Consider the following 15,922-nt stretch of genomic DNA (forward strand, 5'->3'; position numbering starts at 1 on the left):
GCCAGAGGCTAGTGACCCGCGAGTCAGAAGATAAATAGAAAAGCCGTACCACCCCGATAAAGAAAATAGTGTGGTAACCCACTGAAATAGCGGGTATTCCGCGCGCGATTGGTGGCACTTTGCAAACTATTTGCGATTTAATGTGTCGATAAAAACGGACACTGTTAGCAGTTGTGTCGAGCAAGCCTCGCCACACTGTCTTACACTGGCTTCTACCTCCTCATCTGTAACAAGGAATAACCTATGGGCGTGTTAAGTGAGTTCAAGGCCTTCGCGGTCAAAGGTAATGTGGTCGACATGGCGGTCGGTATTATCATCGGCGCCGCCTTCGGCAAAATTGTTTCATCCTTTGTAGGCGACGTGGTGATGCCACCTATCGGCCTGTTGATCGGGGGTGTCGACTTCGGCGACCTGGCCGTAACGCTTAAAGCCGCCCAGGGCGATGCGCCGGCCGTCGTACTGGCGTACGGCAAGTTCATCCAGAGCGTGATCGACTTTGTGATCGTTGCGTTTGCGATCTTCATGGGCGTGAAGGCCATCAACCGCCTGAAGCGTGAAGAGGCCGTGGCACCTAGCCTGCCGCCGGTCCCGACCAAGGAAGAAGTGCTGCTGGGGGAGATCCGCGATCTGCTCAAGGCACAGAACAGCAAGCCCGAGTAAGCTCGGCAAAAAGTAAAGGCGCCTGCAGGGCGCCTTTGTTTTACCAGTAGTTTTCTACCGCGACCTGCCCCGGACGGCGGGTCAGGCTCAGTTGCATGTCGCGCTGTTTCAGCAACTGACGCGTGTCGTCGATCATCTGCGGATTGCCGCAAATCATCACCCTGGAATGGTCGGGGGTCAGCTCGATGCCTGCGGCGCGCTCCAATTCGCCGTTCTCGATCAGGGTGGTAATCCGCCCATTCAGCGCGCCCGGATGTTGCTCGCGGGTGACAATGGGAATGTAGGTGAGCTTGTGGGCGTATTCTGCCAGGTACTCACGTTCGCCCAGTTCATGGATCAACGACTGGTAAGCCAGCTCCCTTGCTTCGCGGGCACTATAGACGAGGATAATCCGCTCGAATTTCTCCCACACTTCGAAGTCCTGCAGGATCGAGAGAAACGGCGCAATACCGGTCCCGGTGCCCAGCAGCCACAGATCGCGACCATCCACAAACCGGTCCAGGGTCAGAAAGCCCGTGGCCTGGCGCTCCACCAGCAAGGTATCGCCTTCCCGCAGGCGGCTCAGCTCACTGGTGAACTCACCACCCGGCACCACGATGGAAAAGAAGTCCAGGTATTCATCAAAGGGCGAGGACACCACCGAATAAGCACGCCACACAATGCCGCCATCGGCCTTGGTCACCCCAAGACGCACGAATTGTCCGGCGCGAAAACGAAAACCAGGGTCTCGGGTAGTGCGCAGGGTAAACAGGCTGGGAGTCAGCGATTTCACGTCGAGCAGGGTCTGGCGGGTGTATTTTTCAGCACTGGCCGTCATGGGAAACTCCATTTGCAGAGGCCCCTAGTGTCCCCCAAAGCGCCGCCTGGAAACACCGATGGTTTGTGCTGGCATTGCCGCTGCCCATTGTGGCAACCGCTGGGCGGTACTAAATATTTGGCTATTAGTCGCCTTCCAACAAGCCATTAGATGAGGGAGTGTAACTAAATACTAACAAGGCGCATTTAGAGCAAGTTCTTAAAACTAATGGAAAAAAATCTTATCGAACGCCTGAAACCTGTACACCGTAGCCAGGTTGTACAAATGTTATTGGCCTAACGCCCGCTTGAACATAACCAAATTTTTATTCCGAGCTGTAGCCGTTGTCCTACACTATTTTTTCACGTTGTAACCGGGGGCCTTGGAAGTACCCCATGTAAAAACCGTTCGCATGGAGAGTTACCGATGGTCAACTGGCACAACACTCGCCTGCCCAAACTCGAAGGGGAAAGCGAAATAACCAGTATGTACGAAGCTGCCCTCAACCTTACCTACGAGCTTGGCTTCCAATACTGCGCATTCACCCTTAGTTCCCATCTACCCAACAACCAAACGAAAACTATCAACCTCAACAACTATTCAAATGAATGGAATACGCTGTACAGACAAGAGCACTACTTTGATCTCGACCCTGTGGTTGCGCATTGCAAACGCTCGGTTCTACCGATCGTATGGGACGAGAAAACCTTTTCTTCGGTACCGGACTTATGGGCCCATGCCCAGTCCAACGGACTGAATTTCGGATGGACCCAATCGGTTCATGACTTCCAGGGTGTTTTCAGCATGTTGAGCCTGGGGCGTGCCACCGGCCCAGTGGGCCCTGAAGAACTCTATGAAAAAGCCGGGCAAGTGCTCTGGATTTGCCACGCCATGCACGCGGTGGTGGCCAAAAAATACGCAGACAATCCCAGCCCGCAAGCGCCCAGCAAATTGACCCCGCGGGAAACCGAAATCCTGCAATGGTCGGCCTTGGGCAAGACCGCCTCGGACATCGCCACCATCCTGTGCCTGTCCGAACGCACGGTCGGCTTCCATATCAGCAGTGCGATGAAGAAACTGGGGGTCAGTAACAAGATTGCCGCAGTGATCACGGCAGTCAAATGCGGGTTGTTTTAAACACCGCATGTAATCCAGGGGAAAAAAACGTAACATTTGCGGCCAGTTCCGGGTGATGACGCGAGCCCCTGATGCGCCTCGCGTCGCCGCTCACCCCGATGGTTCGCTTACCCAGAGTCTCCCCCTCCATGCCCCTGCTCGACAGCCCCTTCGCCCAACTCGACCTGATCCGTCAGCCAGAACAGCACAACGACCCGCTGCAAGCGTTTGACGCAGCCGATGAGTATTTGCTCAGCTACCTGGCGGAACAACAGCTGACGACGGCGACCCGCGTACTCGTGCTCAACGACAGTTTCGGCGCACTGGCGGCCAGCCTCGAAGGGCATGTGCAGGTCACCTCCAGTGGTGACTCGTTCCTCGGCGCCCTGGGCCTGGAGAAAAACCTGGCGCGCAACGGCAAGGCTTTCGACGCGGTAACGTTCCTGCCCGCCAGCCAGACACCTGCCGGGCCGTTCGACCGGGTACTGATCCGCGTGCCGAAAACCCTGGCCCTGCTCGAAGAACAACTGATTCGCCTGCAAGGTCAACTGGCACCCGGCGCCGAAGTGATTGCCGGGGCGATGGTCAAGCACCTGCCACGGGCTGCCGGCGAACTGCTGGAGCGCTACATCGGCCCGATGCACGCCTCACTGGCGGTAAAAAAGGCCCGACTGCTGATCGCCACCCTGGCCGATCGGCCACACGCCGTATCGCCCTACCCTACGCGCTACAGCCTGGAAACCCCGGCCATCGAACTGCTCAACCACGCCAACGTGTTCTGCCGCGAAGGCCTGGATATCGGCACCCGGGCCTTCCTGCCGCACCTGCCACAAAACCTGGGCGGCGCCCGCGTAGCCGACCTGGGTTGCGGTAATGGCGTCCTGGCGATTGCCAGCGCGCTGCAAAACCCCGAGGCGCAGTACACGCTGGTCGACGAGTCTTATATGGCGGTGCAATCGGCGGCCGAGAACTGGCGCGCGGCGCTGGGCGAACGTGACGTGCTGATTCGCCCCGGCGACGGCCTGGCCGATCAGGAAGCGCAGTCACTGGATGTGGTGCTGTGCAACCCGCCGTTCCACCAGCAGCAAGTGGTGGGAGACTTCCTCGCCTGGCGCATGTTCCAGCAGGCGCGGGAAGCTTTGGTAGTGGGCGGCGCCCTGTACATCGTCGGCAACCGTCACTTGGGTTATCACACCAAGTTGGCGCGGTTGTTCCGCGGCGTCGAGCAAGTGGCGACCACGCCGAAGTTCGTGGTCCTCAAGGCGCGCAAATAAAAAAGCCCTCCATAAAGGAGGGCAATGGTTACAACGGGATGTCAGTGGGTGGTCAGGCCCGCGGCATTCATGAACATGCGCATCAGGCTGGCCACCACGAACAGGGCCAGGACGCTGCCGGTCCAGATCATCGCCAGCCAGCCCAGGCGCTGCCAGAGCGGCTTTTTCTCGGCCTGTTCGATGTCGTGCAACGAAGGTTTGCCGGACATGAGTCGATCCTCCTAGTGATAACCGTCTTCGTGGGTGACCTTGCCGCGGAACACGTAGTAGCTCCAGAAGGTGTAGCCCAGGATGAACGGGATGATGAACAGGGTGCCCACCAGCATGAAGCCCTGGCTTTGCGGCGGTGCGGCGGCGTCCCAGATCGAGACTGACGGCGGGATGATGTTCGGCCACAGGCTGATCCCCAAGCCACTGTAGCCAAGGAAGATCAGCACCAGCGTCAGCAGGAACGGCGTGTAGTGCGCATTGCGGGCCACGGCGCGAATCAGGCCGTACATGGTCACCAACACCAGGATCGGCACCGGCAGGAACCAGAACAGGTTCGGCAGGGTGAACCAGCGCGAGGCGATTTCCGGGTGGGCCAGCGGCGTCCAGAGGCTGACGATACCGATCACCGCCAGCACCACGAATGCCAGGGGCCGGGCCAGGTTGTGCATCTTCTCCTGCAAGCTGCCTTCGGTCTTCATGATCAGCCAGGTGCAGCCCAGCAGCGCATACGCCACGATCAGGGCCACGCCGCAGAACATCGTGAACGGCGTCAGCCAGTCCAGGGAGCCACCGGCAAACTGCCGGTCGACCACCGGGATGCCATCAATGAACGCCCCCAGCGCCACGCCCTGGAAGAACGTCGCTGCCAGCGAGCCGCCGATGAAGGCCTTGTCCCACAGGTGACGCTTGTCGTCCTTGGCCTTGAAGCGGAACTCAAACGCCACGCCGCGAAAGATCAGCCCGATCAGCATCAGCATCAGTGGCAGGTACAGCGCCGAGAGCACCACCGAATAGGCCAGTGGGAACGCGCCAAACAACGCCGCGCCGCCGAGTACCAGCCAGGTTTCGTTGCCGTCCCACACGGGGGCGACGGTGTTCATCATCACGTCACGGTCGGTCTTGCCCGGAATGAACGGGAAGAGAATGCCGATCCCCAGGTCGAAGCCATCCATGACCACGTACATCATGATGCCGAAGATGATGATCACGGCCCAGATCAGCGGAAGATCAATACCCATGGCTCAGTTCCCCTTGTTCAAGGTGTCGCCGTGATCGGCATCGGCACTGTCATCAGCCGCCGACAACGGACGCGCCGGTGTGCGTTTCTGCCCAGGGCCACCGTGGGTGGGCTCGGTGCTTTCGTGGGTCACAGGCCCTTTGCGCACCAGGCGCATCATGTAGCCCAGGCCCGCGCCGAACAGCGCGAAGTACACCACCACAAACAACACCAACGTAATGCTCATCTGCGCAAAGCTGTGATTGGACGAAGCGTCCGCCGTGCGCATCAGCCCGTAGACCACCCACGGCTGCCGGCCGATTTCGGTGGTGAACCAGCCGGCGAGAATCGCGATCAGGCCGGACGGGCCCATCCACAGCGCCAGGTACAGGAACGGCTTGGACGTGTACATCTTGTCGCCACGGCGCAGCCAGAGGCTGAACAGGCCGGTGAAGATCATCAGGAAGCCCAGGCCTACCATGACCCGGAACGACCAGAACACGATGGTCGAATTCGGACGATCCTCAGGCGGGAACTCCTTGAGGGCCGGCACCTGCTTGTCCAGGGAGTGGGTCAGGATCAGGCTGCCCAGGTACGGGATTTCCACCGCGAACTTGGTTTTTTCAGCCTTCATGTCCGGCCAGCCGAACAGGATCAACGGCGTGGGCTCGTTGCCGATATTTTCCCAGTGGCCTTCAATCGCGGCGATCTTCGCCGGCTGATGCTTGAGAGTATTCAGGCCATGGAAGTCACCGATGACCGCCTGGATCGGCGCGACAATCAGCGCCATCCACATCGCCATCGACAGCATGGTGCGGATCGCCGGGTTGTCCTTGCCGCGCAGCAAGTGCCAGGCCGCCGAGGAGCCGACGAAGAACGCGGTAGCGACGAACGCGGCCGTGGCCATGTGCATCAGGCGGTAGGGGAACGACGGGTTGAAAATCACGGCCAGCCAGTCGGTGGGAATCACCCGGCCATCAATGATTTCAAAGCCTTGTGGTGTCTGCATCCAGCTGTTGGAGGCGAGAATCCAGAAGGTCGAGATCAGCGTGCCGACGGCTACCATCACCGTGGCAAAGAAGTGCAGCTTGCGCCCGACCTTGTTCCAGCCGAACAGCATGACCCCCAGGAAACCGGCTTCGAGGAAGAACGCCGTGAGTACTTCATAGGTCAGCAACGGCCCGGTGACGGCGCCGGCGAAGTCCGAGAAGCGGCTCCAGTTGGTGCCGAATTGATAGGCCATGACCAGGCCGGAGACCACGCCCATGCCGAAGTTGACGGCAAAGATCTTCGACCAGAAATGGTAGAGGTCACGGTAGGTGTCGTTGTGGGTCTTGAGCCACAGGCCTTCCAGCACCGCAAGGTAACTGGCCAGGCCGATGGTGATGGCCGGGAACAGGATATGGAATGAGATGGTGAACGCGAATTGAATTCGGGCGAGATCTAGCGCCTCCAAACCGAACATAAGTCTTCCTCTGTCAGGTAATACCGAATGCTGGCTGGAGGCCTGCACCCACTGCCCCCACGGATATGGAGTGTGGCGAATTCAAATTCGTTTCTTTTTATAACCAACCACGCAGGGATTCTGGCCTTGCGGCCGCCAGAGCAATCCCGGCGAAGGTTTTGATCTGGGTCAAGCATTGCTGAAAGAGTAGTCCCATTTTCGCGAGAGCAAGGCGTGGTCTTTTGCCGCGTGACAGGTTGCCTCAGTGGTCACTGGGTGTTGTCTTTGGTGAGATTGGGCGTGTTTTGGGTGTATATCCGTTATTTGGGTGATGGCTGGTATTGGTTCCGCTCTTACAGCGGCTCACTTTTGAACAGCGCAAAGTAAGCAAAACGCTCTTGCCCCACCACTCGGCACCTCGCTTAGGCTCGGTGTGCCCTCACTCCGGCTTTGGACCGTGGGCCGCCGTCATGGGCCATCCTTGGCCCAGGACGGCTAACCCGGCGTCCTGCCGGGTTACCCACGCTCCAAAGCCTGCGTTCGGCCAGCGTGGTTTAACGGGGCGCCCAAGATCAAGATCAAAAGCAGATCAAGAGCACAGCGGCCTACCGGCCGGCTTGAGTGTTGAAGAGCAAAAGCCAAATCAAAATCTAAAGCGGGCACGGTTCAAATGTAGGAGCTGGCTTGCCTGCGATGGCATCAACCGGGTGTGCCTGATGTACCGAGGTGTATGCATCGCAGGCAAGCCAGCTCCCACAGAAAAGCAGATCTGCATTCGCTCTGGCTTTTGATCTGGCTGTTAAACACTCAAGCCGGCCGGTAGGCCGCTGTGCTCTGCTTTTGATCTGCTTTTGATTTTGATCTTAGGCGCCCCGTCAACCACGATGGCCGCAAGTAGGCACGGTGGAGCGGGTAAATCGGCAAGGATGCCGATTTAGCCGCGCCGGGCCATGGATGGCCCGTCGCGGCGGCCCGCGGAATCGGGCCGGAGTGCGGGCATGCCGAGCCTAAGCGAGGCACCGAGTGGTGGGGCAAAGACCTTTTGGTTACTTTTGGGGCGTTTGCCAAAAGTGACCCGCTGTAAGAGCGGAACCATAAGCGGCCGTTACCGCAGCAACGGATATGTACCCAATCAGCTGCCCATATCCCCCGCCCAACCCTCCTACGCAACTATTGGTTACAAGTTGGTGATAACCTCACCGTTCCCCCACCCAGACCCGTCTCCCCGATGCCCAGTGAACCCGCGCTGCTGTTACGTCACCACCGCCCTTTCATCGCGTTCTGGCTGGCGCGGATCTTTACCGCCAGCGGTTTCCAGATGCTCACCGTGGCCATCGGCTGGAACCTCTACCAACTGACCGGCAACGTGCTGGACCTGGGTTTGGTCGGCCTGGTGGAGTTCGTACCGCGGGTGCTGTTCATGCTGCACACCGGCCATGTGGCCGACCGCTATGAACGGCGCAAGGTAGCGGCCATCTGCCAGACCGTACAGGCGTTGATCGCGCTGTCCCTGGCAATCGGCGGGCTGACCGGCAATGTCACCCGCGAGATGATTTTTATCCTGGCATTCCTGCTGGGCGCAGCCCGCTCGTTTGAAATGCCCACCACCCAGGCCCTGCTGCCGAGCATCGTGCCCACGGCACTGTTCCCCCGCGCCGTGGCGTCGTCGCAGTCGGCGCAGCAATTGGCCACCATCGTGGCGCCGGCGCTGGGCGGTCTGCTGTACGCCTTTGGCAGTGTCTGGGTGTACGGCCCCACGGTGGTGCTGTACCTGATCGCCTGCGTGTTGACCCTCAACCTGCCCGCGCGCCAGACGCCGCTGAACAAGGCCAAGGCGACCATGGATTCGTTGCTGGCCGGGATTCGTTTTATCCGCAGTCGGCCGGACATCCTCGGCGCGATTTCCCTGGACCTGTTCGCCGTACTGCTGGGCGGCGCCACGGCCTTGCTGCCGGTGTTCGCCAAGGACATTTTGCTGACCGGGCCGTGGGGCCTTGGGCTGCTGCGCTCGGCGCCAGCGGTCGGGGCGTTGTTGATGTCGTTGTGGCTGGCGCGGTTTGCCGTCGACCGGCATGTGGGGCGGATCATGTTTACGGCAGTCGGGGTGTTTGGCGTAGCCACCATCGCGTTCGGCCTGTCGACCTCGTTCTGGTTCTCCCTGGCGGTGCTGGTGGTATTGGGCGCAGCGGACATGATCAGCATGGTGATCCGCGCCTCGTTCGTGCAACTGGAAACCCCGGACGAAATGCGCGGCCGGGTCAGCGCGGTCAACGGGCTGTTTATCGGCGCGTCGAATCAGTTGGGCGAGTTCGAGTCCGGGATCACCGCCCACTGGTTCGGCACCGTGCCCGCCGTGGTCATGGGCGGCATCGGCACGCTGGTGGTGACCGGGGTCTGGATCAAACTGTTCCCGACCCTGGCCAACCGCGACCGCATGCATGTGCCGGTGGAAGAACCCGCCAAGGTTTAGAAGACCTTGTCGAGGGTGACGGGAAAGTCCCGCACCCGCTTGCCGGTGGCGTGATACACCGCGTTGGCCACCGCCGCCGCCACCCCGACAATCCCGATCTCGCCGACGCCCTTGGACCCAAGGGCGTTGACGATCTCGTCGTGTTCTTCGACAAACAGCACATCAATCTCGCCGATATCCGCGTTTACCGGAATGTGGTATTCGGCCAGGCTGTGGTTCATGGAGCGACCCAATGCGTGGTCGACCTGGGTCTCCTCATGCAACGCCATGCCGATGCCCCAGACCACACCGCCGAGAATCTGGCTACGGGCCATCTTCGGATTGACCACCCGCCCGGCCGCAATCGCACTGACCACCCGGCTGACCTTGATGGTGCCCAGGTCCTCATCCACCCGCACTTCGACAAACACCGCCGAATGCGTGGCAGAGGCATAGCCTTCGCGCTGTTTGCCCGGCTCGCAATCCACCTGCACTTCCAGCGCCTGCTCGCCGCTGTCTTGCACCAATTGCGCCAGGGAGATGCGCTGGTCACCGGCGTGCAGCTGGCCATTCTCAAACCGCGCCGACTCAGCGTCTTTGAACGCCGGGTACGTCTTGCGCGCAATGTCCAACAGCTTGGCGTTCAACGCTTCACAGGCCTGTTGCACCGCACTGCCCACCGACGACACGGTAAACGAGCCGCCCTGCAATGGCGCCGTCGGCAGCGATGAATCCCCCAGCAGGAACGTCACATCGCCTACCGGCACGCCGCTGGCCTGGGCGGCGATCTGCGCCATGACCGTGTAGGTGCCGGTGCCGATATCGGTGGTGGCGCTGCTGACCGTGAGCTTGCCCAGGTGGTCGATCCGCGCCTTGGCGCTGGCTTTCATTTGCAGGGCCTCCCACACCCCGCCGGCCATGCCCCAACCAACCAGTTGGCGACCATCGCGCATGCTTCGCGGCTCCGGGTTGCGCTGGCTCCAGCCAAAACGCTCGGCACCTTCGCTGTAGCATTCGCGCAACGCTTTGCTGGACCAGGGCTTGTCTTCGTTCTGATTGCGCTCGGCATAGTTGATCAGCCGCAATTGCACCGGGTCGATGCCCAGGGCGCAGGCCAGTTCATCCATCGCGCATTCCAGGCCGATCACCCCCAGCGCTGCGCCGGGGGCGCGCATGTCCAGCGGTGTGAACACGTCCAGCGGCACCAGCTTGTAGGTCAGCAGCACGTTATCGCAGTGATAAAGCATGCCGCTCCATTCCACCACGTGTTCGCTGAAGTCCTCGAAGCGCGAGGTCTGGCCGATGGCGGTGTGGCCCAGGGCAAGCAAGCGGCCATTGGCGGCAGCACCCAGTTGCAGGCGCTGCAAGGTGCGCGGGCGATAACCGAAGGTGAACATCTGCTGGCGCGTGAGGGTGACGCGCACCGAACGCTTCAGGGCCAGCGATGCCATCACTGCCAGCGGCAACTGGTACTGCGGGCGCAGACCGGAACCAAAGGCGCCGCCGACGAACGCGGCGAAGATCCGCACCTGGCTTTTATCCAGGCCGAAGACTTTCTGCACATAGGCCTGGCAGTTCTGCGGGCCCTGGGTCTTGTCGTGGATATGCAGGGTGCCGTCCGGCTGATACAGCACGGTACTGGCGTGGGGTTCCATGGGGTTATGGTGTTCGATGGGCGTGCTGTAGTGCAGATCCAGGCTCGTGGCGGCGCCGGTCCATTCGGCCTGGAAGTTGCCGCGCGGCTTGGGCGGTGTTTGCGGCGACGGGTGCGCCTGCTCCTGCAAGGCCAGCAGATCGGTCTCGGCAGGCTCGGCGGCGTATTCGATCTGCACCAGGGAACCGGCGTGGCGCGCCAGCTCCAGGTTGTCGGCGATCACCAATGCCAACGGCTGGCCGCTGTAGAGCACGCGGTCGTTGTACAGCGGGCGAAACGGCGAGCCGTCGGCAGCATCGGCATCGGCGTAGCTGTCGTCGTAGCTGGCCAGTTTCGGGCGGTTGAGGTGATCAAGCACCATCACCACACCGGGCAGCGCCAGGGCTTGGGACGCATCAATGCGGATGACCCGGCCCTTGGCGATGTTGCTCGACACCACGCTGCCGTGCAGCAAGCCATCCTCGGGAAACTCACCGGCATAGCGCGCTTGCCCGGTGACCTTGAGCAGACCGTCGACCCGGTCCAACGGTTTGCCGATTGCGCTCATGACGTGGCTCCTGCAACAGCGGCATCGCTCAGGGCGCGAATGATCGCGCGGCGTGCCAGTTTGATCTTGAAGCCGTTGTGCTCCAGCGGCTCGGCGTCCAGCAGCAGGGTTTCGGCGGCAGTGCTGAAAGTTTCGCGGCTGACGGACTGGCCGATCAGCGCGGCTTCCACCGCGCGATCACGCCATGGCTTGTGGGCGACGCCGCCCAGGGCCAGGCGAGCGTCGACGATCACATCGCCATCCAGCTCCAGCGCCGCCGCGACGGATACCAGGGCGAAGGCGTAGGAAGCCCGGTCACGGATTTTCAGATAGTGACTGTGGGCAGCCAGGTGGTCGGCAGGCAACTCGATGGCGGTGATCAGTTCGTCGTCGGCCAACTGGTTATCCCGCTGGGGCGCATCGCCCGGCAGCCGGTGGAAGTCGGCGAACTCGATGACCCGCGCACCACCCCGGCCCTGCACATGCACCCGCGCATCCAGGGCGGCCAGGGCCACGCACATGTCCGAAGGATGGGTGGCAACGCACTGGTCACTGGCGCCGAGGATCGCGTGGATGCGGTTCAAACCGACCCGCGCCGGGCAACCGCTGCCGGGCTCGCGTTTGTTGCAGGGCACGGCAGCGTCATAGAAGTAGTAGCAACGGGTGCGTTGCAGCAGGTTGCCGCCGGTACTGGCCATATTGCGCAATTGCGGCGAGGCGCCGGCGAGGATGGCCTGGGACAGCAGCGGGTAACGTTCCTCGATCAGCGGGTGCCAGGCCAGGTCGGCGTTGCTCACCAGGGCACCGATCATCAAGCCGCCCCCGGGAGTTTCTTCCACGTCACGAAGTGGCAGCCCGGTGATATCAATCAGGTGCTCCGGGCTGCTGATGTTCTCTTTCATCAGGTCCAGCAGGTTGGTGCCACCGGCGATAAACCGCGACGCCGGGCTGACCAGGTGCACCGCCTCCTGCACGTCGGCCGGCTTGCTGTAATGGAAGGGATTCATTGCTCACCTCCCTGCACGCGGCACGCCGGCAAGGCTTCTTCGATGGCATCGCGGATGTTGTTGTAGGCGCCGCAGCGGCACAGGTTGCCGCTCATCAGTTCCTGGATCTGCGCGGTGTCGTGGGCGCGGCCTTCACGGGCCAGGCCCACCGCCGAGCAGATTTGCCCCGGCGTGCAGTAGCCACACTGGAAGGCATCGTGCTTGATAAAGGCCTGTTGCATCGGGTGCAGGTCGTCGCCCGAGGCCAGGCCTTCGATGGTGGTCAACTCGGCACCGTCGCACATCACCGCCAGGGTCAGGCAGGCGTTCACCCGTTTACCGTTGAGCAACACGGTGCAGGCGCCGCACTGGCCGTGGTCGCAGCCCTTCTTGGTGCCCGTCAGGTCCAGTTGCTCGCGCAGCAGGTCCAGCAGGGTGGTCCAGGGCAATACATCCAGTTGGATGGGGTCCCGATTGAGGGTCAGGCGTATCGGATGACTGACGAACGGCTTGGCCGCCGCGCCATTGGGGGTTGCGCTCATAAACACCTCACGGATTGGTGTGCAATCGCGGCGTTCAGAAAAGTCGCCGTCTTAGCGGTCCGACTTCCGGAGTTTATGAGCGTTCAAGGCAATTGATGGGTGGCGATCAGCGAATGCCGAGGGTGGTGACCAACTGGTTGCGCGGTGGGTTGATCGAGGTGTTGCTGTACTGGAACGTGCCGCCGGCTTCGACATTATCCAGCTGGAACGTATAGATGTAGCCCATCAACGTTCCCGCGCCGCTGCATGGCTGGCTGATGGAACCCACCTGGCAGATGGCGGTGGTGCTGATACGGGGCACCGACGCGCCGTCGAAAAATGCCTGTGGGCTGTTGCCCAGGCCGACTTCCATCACGTACACCAGTGTCTGCCCGCGATGCGTGCACATCTGGGTGCTGTCGGCCCGCTCGGGAATGGTTTCAGTGCACTTGGCCGACTGAACCTTGAATACCCGCACCTCGCTCAACGCCGGTGCAGGCGCGCCCCACGCCGGTGCCGCACCGAGCCACAGGCCAATGCAACCGAACAGAGCTAGACTCCAGGCGCTGGCTTTTTTCATGCTGTCGATGACCCTGTAATAAACGTCGGCGCAGTATGCCTCAAGGCCATGATCAAGCCTATGCGCCACTGGCCCTCGGCTGCTGGTATGATGCGCCGCTTTTTCCGATCCTCTCTGGAACCACAGGCGCTTGGCGCAGTTTGTGCTTTGACTTAGAGGTCAACAAATAACGACGCAAGATAGCGTCACAGGGAGCAGGCATGCTGGAAAAGCTGTTTCAACTCAAGGCACACAACACGAATGTGCGCACCGAGATTCTCGCGGGCGTCACCACCTTCCTGGCCATGGCCTACATCCTGTTCGTCAACCCGAGCATTCTCGGCGAGACCGGCATGGACAAGGGCGCGGTCTTTGTTGCGACCTGCCTGGCGGCGGCCATCGGTTCCACCGTGATGGGCCTGATCGCCAACTACCCGATTGCCCTGGCACCGGGCATGGGCCTCAACGCATTCTTCACCTACACCGTGGTCCTGCACATGGGCCACACCTGGCAAGTGGCGCTGGGTGCGGTGTTCATCTCGGCAGTGCTGTTCTTCCTGCTGTCGATCTTCCGCATCCGCGAATGGATCATCAACAGCATCCCGCTGCCCCTGCGCTCGGCGATTGCGGCGGGTATCGGCCTGTTCCTGGCGCTGATCGCCCTGCACAACGCCGGCATCGTGGTCAGCAACCCGGCCACCATGGTGGGCCTGGGCGACCTGAAACAACCCGCGCCGATCCTCGCCACCCTCGGCTTCGCGCTGATCGTTGCGCTGGAAGCCCTGAAAGTGCGCGGCGCGGTATTGATCGGCATCCTGGTGGTGACCATCGCCTCCATCGTACTGGGCTTCACCCCGTTCGGCGGCGTGATGTCGATGCCACCTTCGCTGGCCCCGACCTTCCTGCAACTGGACATCAAGGGCGCCCTGGACATCGGCCTGGTGAGCGTGATTTTCGCGTTCCTGTTCGTCGACCTGTTCGACAACTCCGGCACCCTGATCGGCGTCGCCAAGCGCGCGGGTCTCATGGGCAAGGACGGCCACATGCCGAAAATGGGCCGCGCGCTGATCGCTGACAGTACGGCGGCCATGGCCGGCTCGCTGCTGGGCACCTCGACCACCACCAGCTACATCGAATCGGCGGCGGGCGTGAGCGCCGGTGGCCGTACCGGTTTGACCGCCGTGGTGGTCGCGATCCTGTTCCTGCTGGCGCTGTTCTTCTCGCCACTGGCGGCCAGCGTTCCGGCCTTCGCCACCGCACCGGCGCTGCTGTTCGTGGCCGTGCTGATGACCTCGGGGCCTGGCCGAAATCGACTGGGACGACATCACCGTCGCCGCACCGGTGGTGATCACCGCCCTGGCGATGCCATTCACTTATTCCATCGCCAACGGCATTGCCTTCGGTTTCATCGCCTGGACCGCCATCAAGCTGCTTTCGGGCCGCTACCGTGAGCTGAACCCGGCGCTGGTGATCCTGTCGATTCTGTTTGTGATCAAGCTGGGCTGGTTCAACGCATGACTTTTGACGCCGCAAGCTACACCGTTCAACTGGAAGAAAAGGTCACGCGCCTGCGTGACCTGCTGGCGCCGTTCGACGCGCCAGAGCCTCAGGTTTTCGACTCGCCGTTGCAGAACTTCCGCCTGCGGGCGGAGTTCCGCCTGTGGCGCGAAGAGGGTCAGCGCCACTACGCAATGTTCTCCCAGGAGGACAAGCGCACACCGATCCTCATTGAAGAGTTTCCGATTGCCAGCCTGCGCATCAACCAGTTGATGCCGCAACTCAAGGCCGCCTGGCAAGCCAGCGCCGCCCTGAGCCACAAGCTGTTCCAGGTGGAGTTCCTCACCACTCTGGCCGGCGACGCGATGATTACCCTGTGCTATCACCGCCCGCTGGACGAGCATTGGCATACGGCGGCGAACAAGCTGGCGGCGGACCTGAACGTCAGCATCATCGGCCGCTCCAAGGGCAAGCGCGATGTGATCGGCCGCGATTACGTGGTCGAGAAACTCGACGTCGGCGGTCGCACCTTCAGCTATCGCCAGCCTGAAGGCGCGTTCACCCAGCCCAACGGCACGGTGAACCAGAAGATGCTCAACTGGGCATTCGAAGCCCTGGGCGATCGCAGTGATGACCTGCTGGAGCTGTACTGCGGCAACGGCAACTTCACCCTGCCCCTGGCCACTCGCGTGCGCAAAGTGCTGGCCACCGAGATCAGCAAGACTTCGGTGAACGCGGCACTGAGCAACCTCGATGAAAACGCGGTGGATAACGTCACCCTGGTGCGTTTGTCTGCCGAAGAGCTGACCGAGGCCTTGAATGAAGTGCGGCCGTTCCGCCGCCTGCACGGCATCGACCTCAAGAGCTACGAGTTCGGCAGCGTGTTCGTCGACCCGCCGCGTGCCGGCATGGACCCGGACACCTGCGAGCTGACCCGGCGCTTCGAGAACATCCTGTACATCTCCTGCAACCCGGAGACGTTGGCGGCGAACATTGCGCAACTGCATGACACGCACCGGATTACCCAGTGCGCCATGTTTGACCAGTTCCCGTGGACGCACCACATGGAATCGGGTGTGTTACTGACCCGGCGTTAAATCCCCAGCACTGCAAAGATCAAAATGTGGGAGCCGTCGAGCTTTAGCGAGGCTGCGATGGCGGTGGGTCAGACAGAAAAATGTCATCAGTCCCGCCGCCATCGCAGCCTCGCCAAGGCTCGACAGCTCCCACAGT

At 61.4% G+C, this 15,922-nt stretch carries 13 protein-coding genes and 1 pseudogene; 6 read left to right on the top strand and 8 right to left on the bottom strand.

The window, feature by feature from the left end; all coding sequences use genetic code 11:
* Positions 1-243 precede the first annotated feature (243 nt).
* Positions 244-660 carry a large-conductance mechanosensitive channel protein MscL gene (gene mscL, locus QF039_RS25040; protein WP_003215816.1) on the top strand — a complete coding sequence of 139 codons (417 nt, stop codon included), beginning with the start codon at positions 244-246 and terminating at the stop codon, positions 658-660.
* Positions 661-700: 40 nt separating this feature from the next.
* Here mscL and QF039_RS25045 read toward each other — a convergent pair whose 3' ends face one another.
* Positions 701-1,477, bottom strand: coding sequence for a ferredoxin--NADP reductase (locus QF039_RS25045; protein ID WP_008432814.1), 777 nt, complete (start codon positions 1,475-1,477; stop codon positions 701-703).
* 405 nt (positions 1,478-1,882) lie between these two features.
* Between QF039_RS25045 and QF039_RS25050 the strand changes: the two genes are divergently transcribed.
* Positions 1,883-2,593 (top strand): LuxR family transcriptional regulator, encoded by a 711-nt coding sequence (locus tag QF039_RS25050; protein ID WP_003215813.1) that lies wholly within the window; start codon positions 1,883-1,885, stop codon positions 2,591-2,593.
* 128 nt (positions 2,594-2,721) lie between these two features.
* Positions 2,722-3,846, top strand: coding sequence for a methyltransferase (locus QF039_RS25055; protein ID WP_003215811.1), 1,125 nt, complete (start codon positions 2,722-2,724; stop codon positions 3,844-3,846).
* A gap of 41 nt (positions 3,847-3,887) precedes the next feature.
* Here the strand turns inward: QF039_RS25055 and QF039_RS25060 are convergent, their stop codons facing one another.
* The 3 genes from QF039_RS25060 to QF039_RS25070 are packed head-to-tail and all read right to left on the bottom strand — an operon-like array spanning position 3,888 to position 6,518.
* Entirely contained in the window at positions 3,888-4,055 is a 168-nt protein-coding gene (locus QF039_RS25060) for a DUF2474 domain-containing protein (RefSeq protein WP_003215809.1), read from the bottom strand.
* Between the two features lie 12 nt (positions 4,056-4,067).
* Positions 4,068-5,075, bottom strand: a complete 1,008-nt coding sequence (gene cydB, locus QF039_RS25065) for a cytochrome d ubiquinol oxidase subunit II (RefSeq protein WP_008432810.1) — start codon at positions 5,073-5,075, stop codon at positions 4,068-4,070.
* Positions 5,076-5,078: 3 nt separating this feature from the next.
* A complete protein-coding gene (locus QF039_RS25070) occupies positions 5,079-6,518 on the bottom strand; it encodes a cytochrome ubiquinol oxidase subunit I (RefSeq protein ID WP_008432808.1) in 1,440 nt (479 codons plus the stop codon).
* A 1,207-nt stretch (positions 6,519-7,725) separates the two neighbouring features.
* Between QF039_RS25070 and QF039_RS25075 the strand changes: the two genes are divergently transcribed.
* Positions 7,726-8,967, top strand: coding sequence for an MFS transporter (locus tag QF039_RS25075; protein WP_063026986.1), 1,242 nt, complete (start codon positions 7,726-7,728; stop codon positions 8,965-8,967).
* Here the strand turns inward: QF039_RS25075 and QF039_RS25080 are convergent.
* The 4 genes from QF039_RS25080 to QF039_RS25095 form a co-directional block, all read right to left on the bottom strand.
* On the bottom strand, positions 8,964-11,147 hold the full coding sequence (locus QF039_RS25080) for a xanthine dehydrogenase family protein molybdopterin-binding subunit (protein WP_307521237.1): 2,184 nt from the start codon (positions 11,145-11,147) through the stop codon (positions 8,964-8,966). The two genes, QF039_RS25075 and QF039_RS25080, sit on opposite strands and share 4 nt — an antisense overlap.
* Positions 11,144-12,133: a xanthine dehydrogenase family protein subunit M gene (locus tag QF039_RS25085; RefSeq protein ID WP_307521239.1), complete on the bottom strand. Its 990-nt coding sequence runs from the start codon at positions 12,131-12,133 to the stop codon at positions 11,144-11,146. Before QF039_RS25085 ends, QF039_RS25080 begins: the two co-directional genes overlap by 4 nt.
* Positions 12,130-12,654, bottom strand: a complete 525-nt coding sequence (locus QF039_RS25090; RefSeq protein WP_003215562.1) for a (2Fe-2S)-binding protein — start codon at positions 12,652-12,654, stop codon at positions 12,130-12,132. The genes QF039_RS25085 and QF039_RS25090 overlap by 4 nt, the downstream gene beginning before the upstream one ends.
* 106 nt (positions 12,655-12,760) lie before the next feature.
* Positions 12,761-13,213: a DUF4879 domain-containing protein gene (locus QF039_RS25095; RefSeq protein WP_008436632.1), complete on the bottom strand. Its 453-nt coding sequence runs from the start codon at positions 13,211-13,213 to the stop codon at positions 12,761-12,763.
* Positions 13,214-13,413: 200 nt separating this feature from the next.
* Between QF039_RS25095 and QF039_RS25100 the strand changes: the two are divergent.
* Positions 13,414-14,710: pseudogene (locus QF039_RS25100) on the top strand (NCS2 family permease).
* Positions 14,707-15,786 (top strand): tRNA (uridine(54)-C5)-methyltransferase TrmA, encoded by a 1,080-nt coding sequence (gene trmA, locus QF039_RS25105; protein ID WP_102605483.1) that lies wholly within the window; start codon positions 14,707-14,709, stop codon positions 15,784-15,786. Before QF039_RS25100 ends, trmA begins: the two are co-directional and overlap by 4 nt.
* Positions 15,787-15,922: the final 136 nt, after the last annotated feature.

Source organism: Pseudomonas sp. W2I6, assembly GCF_030815935.1.
Taxonomy (GTDB): Bacteria; Pseudomonadota; Gammaproteobacteria; order Pseudomonadales; family Pseudomonadaceae; genus Aquipseudomonas.

Coding starts and splice junctions, on each gene's coding strand:
- mscL (WP_003215816.1), top strand. CDS start 244: ATGGGCGTGTTAAGTGAGTTCAAGGCCTTCGCGGTCAAAGGTAATGTG.
- QF039_RS25045 (WP_008432814.1), bottom strand. CDS start 1,477: ATGACGGCCAGTGCTGAAAAATACACCCGCCAGACCCTGCTCGACGTG.
- QF039_RS25050 (WP_003215813.1), top strand. CDS start 1,883: ATGGTCAACTGGCACAACACTCGCCTGCCCAAACTCGAAGGGGAAAGC.
- QF039_RS25055 (WP_003215811.1), top strand. CDS start 2,722: ATGCCCCTGCTCGACAGCCCCTTCGCCCAACTCGACCTGATCCGTCAG.
- QF039_RS25060 (WP_003215809.1), bottom strand. CDS start 4,055: ATGTCCGGCAAACCTTCGTTGCACGACATCGAACAGGCCGAGAAAAAG.
- cydB (WP_008432810.1), bottom strand. CDS start 5,075: ATGGGTATTGATCTTCCGCTGATCTGGGCCGTGATCATCATCTTCGGC.
- QF039_RS25070 (WP_008432808.1), bottom strand. CDS start 6,518: ATGTTCGGTTTGGAGGCGCTAGATCTCGCCCGAATTCAATTCGCGTTC.
- QF039_RS25075 (WP_063026986.1), top strand. CDS start 7,726: ATGCCCAGTGAACCCGCGCTGCTGTTACGTCACCACCGCCCTTTCATC.
- QF039_RS25080 (WP_307521237.1), bottom strand. CDS start 11,147: ATGAGCGCAATCGGCAAACCGTTGGACCGGGTCGACGGTCTGCTCAAG.
- QF039_RS25085 (WP_307521239.1), bottom strand. CDS start 12,133: ATGAATCCCTTCCATTACAGCAAGCCGGCCGACGTGCAGGAGGCGGTG.
- QF039_RS25090 (WP_003215562.1), bottom strand. CDS start 12,654: ATGAGCGCAACCCCCAATGGCGCGGCGGCCAAGCCGTTCGTCAGTCAT.
- QF039_RS25095 (WP_008436632.1), bottom strand. CDS start 13,213: ATGAAAAAAGCCAGCGCCTGGAGTCTAGCTCTGTTCGGTTGCATTGGC.
- trmA (WP_102605483.1), top strand. CDS start 14,707: ATGACTTTTGACGCCGCAAGCTACACCGTTCAACTGGAAGAAAAGGTC.